Genomic DNA, 12,110 nt, shown 5'->3' on the forward strand with positions numbered 1-12,110 from the left:
GAACCCATGGCCACGATCAAGGACGTCGCCCGGCACGCCGAGGTGTCCGTCACCACGGTGTCGCACGTGGTCAACGGCACGCGCCATGTCAGCGCCGAGGGGCGCGAGCGCGTGGAGCAGGCCATCCGCGCGCTGGGCTACGTGCCCAGCGCCATCGCCCGCAGCCTGAAGCGCAACAACACGCGCACGCTGGGCATGCTGATCCCGAACAGCTCCAACCCGTACTTCGCCGAAATCGTCCACGCCGTGGAAGACCGGGCCTTCGGCGCGGGCTACAACGTCATCCTCTGCAACACCAACGACGAGCCGCACCGCCAGGGCAGCTACCTGCAGGTGCTGGCCGAGCGCCGCATCGACGGGCTGATCGTCGTCTCCACCGGCCAGGACGCCACCCTGCCCACGCAGCTGGCGGGCCTGCAGGTGCCCACCGTGCTGGTGGACCGCGAGGTCGAGATCGACGAGCAGCCCGGCGACCTGGTGGAGACCGCGCACATGCAGGGCGGCCTGCTGGCCACGCAGCACCTGCTGGCGCTGGGCCACCGGCGCATCGCCTGCATCCACGGGCCGGCGGGCCTGCGGCCGAGCGAGCAGCGCATTGCCGGCTGGCGCAGCGCGCTGGCCGCCGCCGGCTGCGAGCATGGCGACGCGCTGCTCTGGAACGGCCACTTCACCAGCCAGGGCGGGCACGACGCCATGCAGGCGATGCTGGCGGCCCATGCGGACGCCGCCAGCGCGCCGCCCACCGCCGTCTTCGTGTGCAACGACCTGATGGCGATGGGCGCGCTCTGCGCCGCGCACGAGCGTGGCTTGCGCGTGCCCGAATCGCTGGCCCTCGTCGGCTTCGACGACATCGAACTGGCCGCCTTCACCAGCCCGCCGCTCACCACCGTCGCCCAGCCCAAGCTGCGCATCGGGGCGCTGGCGGTGGAGATGCTGCTCGAACGCATCGACGGCCGGCGGCAGGCGGCGCGGCAGGTCATGCTGCAGCCCGAGCTGCGCGTGCGCGCCTCCACCGCGGCGCCTTCCGCCGATGTCCCTGACCCTGCTTCTTCCCCGTCTCTTGCCTTCCGCCCATGAATGACCGCGTGACCCCGCCCCGTATTGCCGTCGTCGGCAGCCTCAACATGGACCTGGTGCTCCAGGTCGACCGTGCGCCGGAGGGCGGCGAAACCGTGCTGGCCCAGGGCCTGCGGCTGATACCCGGCGGCAAGGGCGGCAACCAGGCCGTGGCCTGCGCGCGCCAGGGCGCCCGGGTATCGCTGTTCGGCCGCGTGGGCGACGACGACCACGGCCGCGCCCTGCGCGCCGCGCTGGAGGCCGACGACATCGACCACACCGGCGTGCTGACCGACGCGCACGAACCCACCGGCGTGGCCGCGATCACGGTGGAGTCCGGCGGCCAGAACCGCATCGTGGTGGTGCCCGGCGCCAACGGCCGCTTCACGCTGGATGCCGGCTTGCTGCAGGCCGCGCTGCACGGCGCGGGTGGCCTGGTGCTGCAGTTCGAATGCCCGCTGCCCGAAGTGCTGGCCGCCGCCCATCAGGCGCGCGCCGCCGGCTGCCCGGTGCGGCTCAACCCCTCGCCCATCCAGCCCCTGCCCGATGCGCTCTGGCCGCTGGTCGATACGCTGGTCGTCAACGAAGGCGAAGCGGCTGCCCTCGCCGGCCTGCCCGTCGCCACGCCGCAAGAGGCCGCCGCCGCCGCGCAGGCGCTGCGCGCGCGCGGGCCCGCGCAGGTCGTCGTCACGCTGGGCGCTGCCGGCGCGGTGGCGGCTGATGCGGTCGGCTGCCGCCACCACCCCGGCATCGCCGTTCGCGCCGTGGACACCACCGCCGCGGGCGACACCTTCCTGGGCGCCCTGTCGGTGGCCCTGGCGCGCGGCGACACGCTGGACGCCGCCGTGGCGGACGGCATGCGCGCCGCAGCGCTCTGCGTCACCCAGCCCGGCGCGCAGCCCTCCATCCCCACCCGCGAAGCGGTGCTGCAGAGCCCGCCCGCCCCCGCCTGGACCGCCCTGCCATGAAACGCACCACCCTGCTGCACGCCGAGCTCTCCCACGCCATCGCCAGCCTGGGCCATGGCGACATGCTGGTCATCGGCGACGTGGGCCTGCCCATTCCGCCGGGCCCGCGCCGCATCGACCTGGCGCTGACGCCCGGCATCCCGGCCGTGGCCGACGTGCTGCGCACCGTGCTGTCCGAGATGCAGGTCGAGCGCGCCGTGATCGCCACGGAGGCCGTCGCCCGCGAAGGCGGTGCGCTGCCCGCCTGGTGCGCCCTGCCGGTCACCCCCGACCAGGTCCCGCATGAAGACTTCAAGCGCCTGACGGCCCAGGCGCGGGTGATGGTGCGCACCGGCGAATGCACGCCCTATGCGAACGTGGTGCTGGTGGCGGGCGTGACATTCTGAAACAGCTCCGCAGGGGCCTGCGACGCGGGGTGTCCGCAGGCCGTGGACGCATCCTCAGCCGTCCTGCCGTGGCGCCGTGACTGCCTTGGGCAGGTGGATCGTGAACGCCACCGTTCCGTTGCCGCTGGCGCCCACCACGTCTCCGCCGTGGGCCCGTGCGATCTGCCGGGCGATGAAGAGGCCGAGGCCCAGATGCGTTCGCTCGGTCCGCACGGACGGGGAATCCCGCTGACGCAGCGGCTCGAACAGCGATTCCATCTCGCCTGCCGGGATATCGCCCGCGTTTTTCACCGATACGCGGGCGACCGAGGCGTCGCCTGCCAACGTGACGATGACGGGCTGGCCGGCCTTCCCGTGCTTCACCGCGTTGGAGACGAGATTGGAGAGCGCCTCGCGCACGCGCGATGCATCGACATCCGCATGCACCGCGTCGTCGGCGGTCAGCTGGATCTGCGCGTCCGGGTGGGCAGCCCGCAGCAGCTCGAGTTCCTCCGCACAGGCAGCCCGCAGGTCCGTGGCCCTGCGTTGCAGCTGCATTCCCGCGCCGAACCCCGCCCGGTTGTATTCCAGCAGTGAGTCGAGCAGCGAAGTGAGTCGTTTGACGGCGCGGGACAGAAGCGCCGTTTGGTGCGTTGGCGCCGTGCCCGCGCGGCGCATCACCTCGATGGTCAGCGCGATCGAACTGAGCGGGCCGCGCAGGTCGTGGCCCAGCACCCCCAGGAAGATCTGGCGCCACCGCTCCCGCTCCTGCGCGTAGTACTGCACGGACTCGGCCACGGCCTGGTCGATCGCCTCGTTGAAGCGGATGATGTCTTCCACCGACTCCCCATCGACATCAGCCTTGTCCATCCACAGCCGCAGAATGCTGGACCGCAGGGCGCGGAACTCGGCCACCAGTTGCTCGATGCTGATGCCGCGGCGGGCGCGCAGGAGCCCGTGGACCTGCGCCGAGGTCACGGCACCGCCCTCCGGCGCATCGCCGTGCGACTTCTCGATGGACTGCTGCCTGGTTTGCGTCGTGCGCAAGTCCGCGGAAATGCTCTCCAGCAGATGCGGGAGATGGTCGCGCAGGGTCTCTTCGTCCGTGGAGGCCAGGGCCGGAATCGTTCGGGCGTAGGCGGACGCGGCGGAGAGGATGGCTTCGCGATCCGTTTCGAGAAATCTGGCCAGGCGCATTGCTTGTCTCACAGAGGGTGGCCGTTTATACGCCGAAGTGCGCGTCCACCCCACGTGAACTTCGGAATCTCGGTGTTCACAGATTATTACAGCGCTTTGGCCTACGTGACCCGGCCGGCAGCGGCCCTAAGCTAGGCACATTCCCGACAGCGACAAACCATCGATGCCCACTCGAGCCATTCTGGTCGAAGACAGTGCAGCCATCCGCGCGACCCTGATTCCCGCGGTGCGCGAGCTTGCCGACGTGCAGGTCATCGCCTGCGCGGAAACCGTGACGGAGGCGCTCTCGGCCAGCGACAACCATGAGTGGCATCTAATGATCCTCGACATGTTCCTGCGGGAAGGTTCCGGCCTGACCGTGCTGGACCGGCTGCGCCACCGCAGCCCGCTGCAGCGCATCGTGGTGCTCACCAACTACGCCACGGCGGACATGCGGGAGCGCTGCACCCAGCTCGGTGCCAACGCGGTGTTCGACAAGTCCACCGAACTCGACGAATTCTTCGACGACTGCGCGCGCATCCACTGACGTTCCGCCCCCTCGGAGCTTCCTGAGACGGCCGCTGGCAGACCCCTCAGGCGGCCGTTGGCCCGGCCGGGTACACCCGGAAGCCGTTGCGCCCGGCATGCTTCATCTCATACAAGGCCCGGTCTGCCTGCGCCACCAGTTCCGACAGCGTCGGAGCCGGCCGCAGCTGGAAGCGCGTCGAGGCGACGCCGACGCTGATCGTGACCATGCCCTCCGGGCTGCCCGGATGCTCGATCCGCAGGCCCCGCACGGCCTCCACGGCGCTTTGCGCGATCACGCGGGCGCCAGCGGCGTCGGTTTCGGGCAGCACGATGATGAACTCCTCGCCGCCGTACCGGGCCACGATGTCGCCCGGACGCTGCGCAGTGCGCAACAGGGCGCTCGCGACCAGCCGCAGGCATTCGTCGCCGGGCTGGTGGCCGAAGCGGTCGTTGTAGGCCTTGAAGTGGTCGACATCGAGCAGCAGCAGGGAGACAGGGCGCTGATGCCGGGCGCTGGTGGCCACCAGGGCCGCGGCGCGCACGTCGAAGGCCCGGCGATTGAGCAGGTCCGTCAGCCCGTCATGGGTGGCCAGGTGTTCCAGCCGGATGTTGGCGTCACTGACCTGCCGGTGGGCCAGCACGATCTCCTGCTGCGCATCGCTGCGCAACCGGATCATCCGGATCACGAAGCGGCCGAAGATGGCGACCAGCACCGACAGCACCAGCACCGTCAGGCACTGCACGGCAATCGAGCGCCACCAGCTGCGGAACACTGCGCTCTCGGCCCGGGCCACGGCGGCCACCACCGGGTGGTTCTGGGTGATTTCGAAGCCCAGCACGCGGGCGACCCCATCGACCGGCGACCGCATGCGGGCCGTGCCCGATCGGGACCTCTTCAATGCATCGGCGATGTACGGGTTGGCGATGTTCCGGCCCAGGTCGCCGATCGCGAAGGGACGCCGGACCAGGATGGTGCCGTCCGCCAGGGTCAGCGCGGCGGCGCCGTTGTCGCCGAGGGAGAACCCTTCCAGCACCGCCCGGACGTAGTCCACCTTGATCGCCGCCAGCACCATCCCGTTGAAGCGGCCCTGCGCGTCGTTGAGCCGCCGCGTCACGGGGATCACCCAGCTGTCAGACAGCCGGGTCGTCAGCGGCGGGTTGATGAGCGTCATGGTGCTCGGGCTCGTCAGGTGCGCCAGGAAGTAGGGCCGGTCCGCATTGCTGATGGCGGACGAGCGCCCGGGCTGCGTGCTGACGATGGCAGCGCCGTCCCGGTCGAAAACGAAGATCGAATGCAGATGGTCGCTGTGGCTGAGGGTGTTCACCAGCTCGGGCTGGAGCGCCTCGATGTCCGCCGCCGGCATCTCCCCCTGCTCGATGCGGAACGCGATGTTCTCCACCGTGCGGGAGACGTCGGAGAAGATGCCGTCGAAGTGCTGGGCCACGGCATGCGACAGATTGCGCGCCGATTCCTCGGCCAGGCCCAGCTCTTTCTGATAGCTGCGCCACGCCAGCCAGGCATTGCTGCCGATCAGCGTCAGCAGCGTGAACGCGATGAACGCCACGACCACATGGACCCCGTTCAGGCGCCGCTGGACCCGGCCTGTCGTCGATCCCACGGTACTGCTTGCGTTCGATCTCACCTGGGCTCCGGCGCGCACGCGTGTTGGCGGATGGCCATTGTCTTACGCGCACCGCGTCGCACAGCGGAAATGCGCGAAACCGTTGGCGCGCCAATGCGGCCGGAGGCGGGGCCAGCCAGCGGGCGGGCGAGTCAGAACCGCTCCCACCCCTGCAGAAACCGCCACCCACCTTCCGGCACCTTGGCCAGCGGCACGCGCCCGATGCGGATGCGCTTGATGGCTTCCACCTGCAGCCCCACCGCCTCGCACATCGACGGGATCTGGCCCGGGCGGATGCCCTTGAGCGCGAAGCGCAGGCGGTTCTCGTTCTGCCAGCTGACCTTGATGGGCGGCAGCGGGCGGCCGTTGAAGGAGAGGCCGTGGCAGAGCCGCTCCAGCCCGCGTTCGGCGATCTGGCCCGAGACGGTGACGATGCACTCCTGCTCCAGCGATTCGATGTCTTCGGCCAGCTTGCGGGCCACGCGGCGGTCCTGCGTGTAGACGACCAGGCCGCTGGCCGGAGTGGGCAGCGGCGTGAAGCATTCGAGCTGGCGGAAATGGCGCTGCAGCACGCGAATGCCGCTGGCGTCCTCGGCCGCATGCGTGTCGGCGCGCAGCAGCGTGACGGCCTGCGGCGCGCCCTGGCTGCGGCTGCCGTGGCTCTGGTGGTGGCCGGGGCCCTCGGACGGGGCGGCGCCCAGGCCGGCTTCATAGCCAGCGGGCTTGTGCAGCAGCAGCGTGACGGGGGTCAGCTCCAGCAGGCTGGCATCGGGCGCCAGCGTCACCGCCTGGCCGGGCGACACCCGGGCGCCCGGCGCTTCGACCACGCGGCCATCGACGCTCACCCAGCCGCCTTCGATGTATTGCTCGGCCATGGTGCGCGAGCAGTTCAGTTGTTCGGCCAGGCGTTTGGCCAGGCGCACGTGCTCGGGAGGGTTCTGCAATCTGGAGTCCTGTCGGGGTTCGGGTTGGGGTCGGAGATGGGGTCGGGTTTCGGGGCGCTGGGCAGGGCGCTGTGCGGGACGCTGGTCAGGCCGTGGCCCGGGGCGCCCGTTGCCGGGCGTTTCGCGCTCACGCATGGCCGGGCTCCATCGCGCGGATGCGCTCCACATGGGCGATCAGCGAGCGCTCGGCCACCGGCCAGAGCCGCTCGGGCACATCGCCATACGCATGCTGCACCCATTCGCGCGTGCTGCCTTGCGGCAGCGCCTGCATGGCCGCCAGCACCTTGGCTTCACGCGCCAGGCGGTGGGCCTTCAGCGCGGCAATGGCGCCGCGCGCATGGCCCAGCACGTAGCCGTGCGCGGGCAGGATGAATTCGACGCCGTGCTGCGCGCAGAGCGCATCGAGCCGGTCCAGCGAATCGAGGTAGTCGGCCATGTTGCCATCCGGCGGGTCCACCACGGTGGTGCTGCCGTTCAGGATGTGGTCGCCGCTGAACAGCAGGCCGTCTTCGCGCAGCAGCAGGCAGACGTGGTTGGCGGCGTGGCCGGGCGTGTGCACCACCTCCAGCGTGTGGGTGGTCTCCGGGCTGGGCGCGGGCGCGGCGAGCACCAGCCGTTCGCCATCGGCCAGCGGCCGGTCGGGCGTGAACTGGCTGGCGGCGCGGGCCGTGGGTGCCGAAGGCAGCCCCAGCACCGGCGGACGCGGGCGGCCATGCGCGGCCACGCGGGCGGCCAGCGGCGCGGCGCCGGGCGAATGGTCGGGATGCGAGTGCGTGCAGACGATGGTGCGGATGTCGCCGCCCGCCGCGCGCCACAGCCGTTCCAGGTGTTCCTCGTCCGCGGGGCCGGGGTCGATGGCGATGTAGCCCGTGTCCGGGTCGCCCACCAGGTAGCTGTTGGTGCCGGGGCCGGTCATCACGCCGGGGTTGGGCGCGGTCAGGCGCTGCACGTTCTTCAGGAGGGGCACCGGGCGCTCGGGCTGCCAGTCCAGCGTGTGCAGCATCTGGCCGTCGGGACAGACCAGCGCCAGTTCGCCGAAGGGCGGCTCGTGTTCCATGTAGCGCGATTCCCTGCCGCCCAGCAGGCCGCTGCGCGGGCAGCTGGTCCAGAGCGGGGCCTCGTCCCGCTGCTGCGCCACCGCCCGCAGCACCGCGTCGGCGCTGGCGAATGCGGCCAGCCGCTCCAGCGTGCGGATGGTCGGGTAGATCATGAAGAACTGTCCCGCCGCATGGCGTGCCAGCGCATGGGCCGGGCGCACCCATACGGGCTCGAACTGCTCGCGCTCGTCAGCCACCGGTTCCTGGCCGTCGGGCATGCGGGCGACGAGGAAGTGCACGTCGAAGCGCTTGGGCAGGTCGCGGTCGGCCGTCCAGTGCGCCAGCCCGAACATCGCGTCCGCCGCCAGCGTGAGGCCGCGCGCCTGGCACTGGGCGACGAACGGCGCAGCGCGGTCCAGCGCGGCGATGTCGGCGGCATCGGCGAAACGCCCGTCGGCATGGCGCGCCAGCAGCACGCCCAGCTCCTCGAAGCTCTCGCGGATGGCGGCGACGGCCTGGGTCAGCTGCGCTGGCGACTGCGTGGGGCGGCGGTGCACGGCCGCATGGGTCTCGGGCGTGGAATCCAGGGCATCGACCGCGCCGCCCGGGAACACGTAGGCGCTGGGCGCGAAGCTGGCCTGCGGCGAGCGCCGGGTCATCAGCACTTCGAGCACGGCACCGGGGCCGCCATCGGCCGCGGGCGCATCGCGCAGCAGCAGCACGGTGGCCGCCGCCCGCGTGGCCACGGGCTCGCGGTGGGGGTGGAGTTGTTGGGTGATGCGGGGCATCGCCCCATTATCGGCAGAGTGCCGCCCTTCGGCAGTCACTCCTGAAAAGAGAGCACCATCCCCAGGCGGAATGGTCGCTGCAGGCATTTTTGCCTTCACACGCGACTCAGCGGCGCCGCACGCCGCCGTACGCCTTCGGCCTGGCGGCCACGGCGGAGCGCAGCGGCGGAGCCGCTCAGGCCGCCGCCACCACCTGCCGGTGCCCGGCGGCCGCCTTGTAGTCCTGCACCCAGCGCGCCAGCACGGCCGGGTCCACCACGTCTTCGACGCGGTCGAAGCCATCGGGCGCGCGCTCCTCCACCATGTCGAGGATGGCGTCCAGCCCCTCCTGCCGGTTCAGCGTGACGATGCGCGTGGTCATGGGCCGGCGGGCGGCTTCGTAGGCTTCAAGCGCCGCCAACGGCTCGCCCGCGTGGCGGGCCAGTTCGTCGGCCAGGGTGCGGGCGTCCAGGACAGCCTGCGTGGCCCCGTTCGAGCCGATCGGGTACATGGGGTGCGCCGCATCGCCCAGCAGCGTGACGCGGCCGTGCCGCCAGCGCGGCAGCGGGTCGCGGTCCACCATCGGCCATTCCAGGATCTGCGTGGCCTGGCGGATCACGCCGGGCACGTCCAGCCAGTCGAAGCGCCAGCGGCCGAAGGTGGGCAGCAGGTCGTCCACCGAGCCGGCGCGGCTCCAGTCAGCCCGGTCCGGCGCGGTCAGCCCGCCGCCGAAGCCGTCCTCGCGCAGGCGGCGGTCGGCGATCCAGTTGATGAGCTGGGTGCCATCCGCGGCGGGCGGCGCGATGGGATAGACCACGAACTTGGCACGGCGGTGTCCGGCCTGCACCATGGTGCGCCCGTCGAGGAAGGGCCGGGCGACGGTGGTGCCACGCCACATCATCATGCCGTTCCAGCGCGGCGCGCCCTCGTCCGGGTAGAACTGCCGGCGCAGGGCGGAATGGATGCCGTCCGCCGCCACCAGCAGGTCGCAGCGCAGCGACTCGGCCGTGCCGTCGGCATGCTCGATGCGGGCGGTGACGGCCTGCTCGTCCTGCGTGCAGCCCGCCACCCGCGCGTCGCTGCGCAGGCAGGCCTCGCCCAGCCGCTGGCGCGCCGCGTTCCAGAGCAGCATCTGCAGCTGGCCGCGGTGCACGCTGAACTGCGGATGGCTGTAGCCTGCCGCCACGCCGCGCTGGTCTTCGTAGATGGGCTGGCCGTGCCGGTTGGCGAACACCAGCGCCCGGGTCGGCACCGCCATGGCTTGCAGGTCGGGCAGCAGGCCCAGGCCGTCGAGCACCGCCACCGCGTGCGGCAGCAGGTTGATGCCGACGCCCAGCGGCTTGAGCTGCACGGACGCCTCGCACACCGTCACCCGGTGGCCCTGCTGCGCCAGCGCCAGCGCCGCCGTGAGGCCGCCGATGCCGCCGCCGGCGATGACGATGTGAAGGGGGGTGGCAGACATGCAAATGCTCCGGGTTGCTCCGCTTGACGGGCGTCAACGGCGACCCCTATTGTTGCGCACCCTGCCGGCAACGCGCCCTGACCTGGTTCGGCACTTCGGTGCCTGCGCACGCCGTGGCGCGGGTGGAGACGCCGGGGCCAGCCGGTACCCTGCGCACATCGCCGCCCGGCGGCGCGCGCGCCGCAGCGGCACCCGCCGCGCCCACACCCTTTCGCTGGCCGGTCGCGCCGCAGCGCCCGTCCGGACGACGCCGCCGCGCACCGGGCGCCTGCCCCCGCCGCCTGTGGCCCGGCGTTTCCGTCGCCGGCACCGGGCGATGGCCGGCCGGACCGGGCACCGCTTGCACTTCACCCACACTCCACCCCAACCCACCCCACCCCACCACACCACACCACACCACACCACACCATGAGGAGACTTGAGATGACGATGATGAACCGACGCCAGGCAGGCCAGACGCTGGCCGGGCTGGCTGCCGCAGGCGCCTGGGGCTGGGCAGGCACGGCAGCGGCCCAGCAGGGGGTGCCGCGCATCCTGGTCGGCTTTCCTGCCGGCGGGTCGATCGACGTGGTGGCGCGCCGCCTGGCCGAGAGCTGGCGTGCCCGCACCGGGGCCACCACGGTGGTCGAGCAGAAGGTCGGCGCCGGCGGGCGCATCGCGCTCGCCACGCTCAAGGACGCGGCACCCGACGGTCAGACCATGGTGCTCAGCCCCTCGTCCATGCTCACCATCTACCCGCACGTGTACAAGCGGCTGCAGTACAAGCCTGCCACCGACTTCATCGCCGTCACGCCGATCGCCCTGTCCACCTGCGGCTTCATGGTGGGCCCCAAGGTGCCCGAATCGGTCAAGACGCTGCGGCAGTTCGCCGACTGGGCCAAGGCGCAGGCCGAACCGCACGGCTATGCATCGCCGGCCGCAGGCGCCATGCCGCACTTCCTGGGCAACCAGTTCGCGCGGGCGGCGGGCATCCAGCTCACGCACGTGCCCTACCGGGGCGCGGCGCCGGGCCTGCAGGACCTGATGGGCGGGCAGGTGGCCTCCGGCTGCTTCAGCGTGGGCGACTGCCTGCCGCACATTCCCACCGGCCGCGTGCGCGTGCTGGGCGTGACGGACACGCGGCGCTCACGCTTCCTGCCCGAGGTGGCCACCTTCCAGGAACAGGGGTTCAACGACATCCACGGGGTGGAGAGCTACGGCCTCTACCTGCCGGCCAAAACGCCCTCGGTGCAGGTCGAACGCGTGGCCGACCTGGCCCGCCAGGCCATCCGCGAGCCGGCCGTGATCGAGTCGCTGGCCAAGCTGGGCTTCGAGCCGGTGACCAGCACGCCGGAGGAGTTCGCGCGCCAACTGGCGCAGGAACGCGAGCGCTGGGCGCCGGTGGTGGCGGCTTCGGGGTTTTCGTCGGAGGAGTAGCCAGCCGGCTGGGAACCAAGGGCAGCCTATGCGTCCCTAGACCGAAAAGTAGGCCACGCATGCCAGGTGCGCCTTGTCCACCGCGAATTCGCGCCAGCATGGGAGCATTCATCCCGGCGCAGTGCGCCGTGCTCAGACGCTGCGGCGGGTCCGCATGCAGGATGCAAACACGCACCACGTTCTGTGCATGTCGGCATGCTGCTGTTGGAGCGGCCACCAAAACCCTTTTGGCGCCGTTGCAGCATCTCGTCGCACTACGTTTACTGCCTGCGATGCAGCGCCTGGCCAGAACCGCTTCGCTGGGCTTTGTCAGCCGCCCTTCTTCGCTAGTGACAGCTGGATGGCCTGCCTGAGCTGTTCCTGCTCGGCACAACCTCCGGGATGGCACAGCAGCTCCAGATAGCGCAGGTTGCGGCGCGCGCCGGCCAGGTCGCCCATTGCGATGAAGAGCTCGCCCTGGTACTCCAGCGCGGGACGGTGCTCCGGATCGAACAGCAATGCCTCGCGGTACCAGCGCGCGGCCTCGTCGTAGCGGCGCAGCTGCCGCAGGCTGTAGCCCAGCAGGTTGTAGACCTCGGCATGCTGCACCGTCTGGGTGAGCTTGTTCAGTTCGACCACCGCCTGCGCATACTCGCCGCTGTAGATGCGAGCGCGCACCGCCGAGAGGTCGGGCAGGTCCGACGAAGGCGGCGCCCCGGCCGCCCCCACTGCCAGGTGCGCAGACACCCAAAGGGCCAGCAGCGCACCACGGCGCACGGGGGGCCGCATG

General features: G+C 71.4%; 11 protein-coding genes. 5 read left to right on the plus strand and 6 right to left on the minus strand.

Features of this window, described 5'->3' with window-relative positions; genetic code table 11:
* Positions 1-6 precede the first annotated feature (6 nt).
* From ASF94_RS18960 to rbsD, 3 genes are read left to right on the plus strand one after another with little or no spacing between them, the layout of a single operon-like run.
* Entirely contained in the window at positions 7-1,077 is a 1,071-nt protein-coding gene (locus ASF94_RS18960; RefSeq protein ID WP_056670216.1) for a LacI family DNA-binding transcriptional regulator, read from the plus strand.
* Positions 1,074-2,024, plus strand: coding sequence for a ribokinase (gene rbsK, locus ASF94_RS18965; RefSeq protein ID WP_056670219.1), 951 nt, complete (start codon positions 1,074-1,076; stop codon positions 2,022-2,024). The genes ASF94_RS18960 and rbsK overlap by 4 nt, the downstream gene beginning before the upstream one ends.
* Complete coding sequence (rbsD, locus tag ASF94_RS18970) at positions 2,021-2,410, plus strand: D-ribose pyranase (RefSeq protein WP_056670222.1); 390 nt, start codon at positions 2,021-2,023, stop codon at positions 2,408-2,410. The genes rbsK and rbsD overlap by 4 nt, the downstream gene beginning before the upstream one ends.
* Before the next feature lie 54 nt (positions 2,411-2,464).
* On the opposite strand, the gene ASF94_RS18975 is transcribed toward rbsD, so the two are convergent.
* A complete protein-coding gene (locus ASF94_RS18975) occupies positions 2,465-3,586 on the minus strand; it encodes a sensor histidine kinase KdpD (protein WP_056670223.1) in 1,122 nt (373 codons plus the stop codon).
* 163 nt (positions 3,587-3,749) lie between these two features.
* Here ASF94_RS18975 and ASF94_RS18980 point away from each other — a divergent pair, with 163 nt between their 5' ends.
* The gene (locus tag ASF94_RS18980) at positions 3,750-4,112 is read left to right on the plus strand and encodes a response regulator (RefSeq protein WP_056670226.1); all 363 of its coding nucleotides are present in this window, start codon (positions 3,750-3,752) and stop codon (positions 4,110-4,112) included.
* A 46-nt stretch (positions 4,113-4,158) separates the two neighbouring features.
* Here the strand turns inward: ASF94_RS18980 and ASF94_RS18985 are convergent, their stop codons facing one another.
* The 4 genes from ASF94_RS18985 to ASF94_RS19000 all read right to left on the minus strand — a co-directional run bounded on the left by ASF94_RS18985 (position 4,159) and on the right by ASF94_RS19000 (position 9,925).
* Positions 4,159-5,712, minus strand: coding sequence for a sensor domain-containing diguanylate cyclase (locus ASF94_RS18985; RefSeq protein WP_162244649.1), 1,554 nt, complete (start codon positions 5,710-5,712; stop codon positions 4,159-4,161).
* A 155-nt stretch (positions 5,713-5,867) separates the two neighbouring features.
* Complete coding sequence (locus ASF94_RS18990; RefSeq protein ID WP_056670229.1) at positions 5,868-6,659, minus strand: rRNA pseudouridine synthase; 792 nt, start codon at positions 6,657-6,659, stop codon at positions 5,868-5,870.
* A gap of 127 nt (positions 6,660-6,786) precedes the next feature.
* Positions 6,787-8,484 carry an MBL fold metallo-hydrolase gene (locus ASF94_RS18995; RefSeq protein ID WP_056670231.1) on the minus strand — a complete coding sequence of 566 codons (1,698 nt, stop codon included), beginning with the start codon at positions 8,482-8,484 and terminating at the stop codon, positions 6,787-6,789.
* Between the two features lie 175 nt (positions 8,485-8,659).
* The gene (locus ASF94_RS19000; RefSeq protein ID WP_056670233.1) at positions 8,660-9,925 is read right to left on the minus strand and encodes a flavin-dependent oxidoreductase; all 1,266 of its coding nucleotides are present in this window, start codon (positions 9,923-9,925) and stop codon (positions 8,660-8,662) included.
* A gap of 423 nt (positions 9,926-10,348) precedes the next feature.
* Between ASF94_RS19000 and ASF94_RS19005 the strand changes: the two genes are divergently transcribed.
* Positions 10,349-11,341: a Bug family tripartite tricarboxylate transporter substrate binding protein gene (locus ASF94_RS19005; protein ID WP_235505433.1), complete on the plus strand. Its 993-nt coding sequence runs from the start codon at positions 10,349-10,351 to the stop codon at positions 11,339-11,341.
* A 309-nt stretch (positions 11,342-11,650) separates the two neighbouring features.
* Here the strand turns inward: ASF94_RS19005 and ASF94_RS19010 are convergent, their stop codons facing one another.
* The gene (locus tag ASF94_RS19010; protein ID WP_056670238.1) at positions 11,651-12,109 is read right to left on the minus strand and encodes a tetratricopeptide repeat protein; all 459 of its coding nucleotides are present in this window, start codon (positions 12,107-12,109) and stop codon (positions 11,651-11,653) included.
* Between the last annotated feature and the right edge of the window lies 1 nt (position 12,110).

This window comes from Acidovorax sp. Leaf160 (assembly GCF_001424265.1).
In the GTDB taxonomy this organism is placed as follows: domain Bacteria; phylum Pseudomonadota; class Gammaproteobacteria; order Burkholderiales; family Burkholderiaceae_C; genus Paracidovorax.

Coding starts and splice junctions, on each gene's coding strand:
- rbsD (WP_056670222.1), top strand. CDS start 2,021: ATGAAACGCACCACCCTGCTGCACGCCGAGCTCTCCCACGCCATCGCC.
- rbsK (WP_056670219.1), top strand. CDS start 1,074: ATGAATGACCGCGTGACCCCGCCCCGTATTGCCGTCGTCGGCAGCCTC.
- ASF94_RS18975 (WP_056670223.1), bottom strand. CDS start 3,586: ATGCGCCTGGCCAGATTTCTCGAAACGGATCGCGAAGCCATCCTCTCC.
- ASF94_RS19010 (WP_056670238.1), bottom strand. CDS start 12,109: ATGCGGCCCCCCGTGCGCCGTGGTGCGCTGCTGGCCCTTTGGGTGTCT.
- ASF94_RS19005 (WP_235505433.1), top strand. CDS start 10,349: ATGACGATGATGAACCGACGCCAGGCAGGCCAGACGCTGGCCGGGCTG.
- ASF94_RS18980 (WP_056670226.1), top strand. CDS start 3,750: ATGCCCACTCGAGCCATTCTGGTCGAAGACAGTGCAGCCATCCGCGCG.
- ASF94_RS18995 (WP_056670231.1), bottom strand. CDS start 8,484: ATGCCCCGCATCACCCAACAACTCCACCCCCACCGCGAGCCCGTGGCC.
- ASF94_RS18960 (WP_056670216.1), top strand. CDS start 7: ATGGCCACGATCAAGGACGTCGCCCGGCACGCCGAGGTGTCCGTCACC.
- ASF94_RS19000 (WP_056670233.1), bottom strand. CDS start 9,925: ATGTCTGCCACCCCCCTTCACATCGTCATCGCCGGCGGCGGCATCGGC.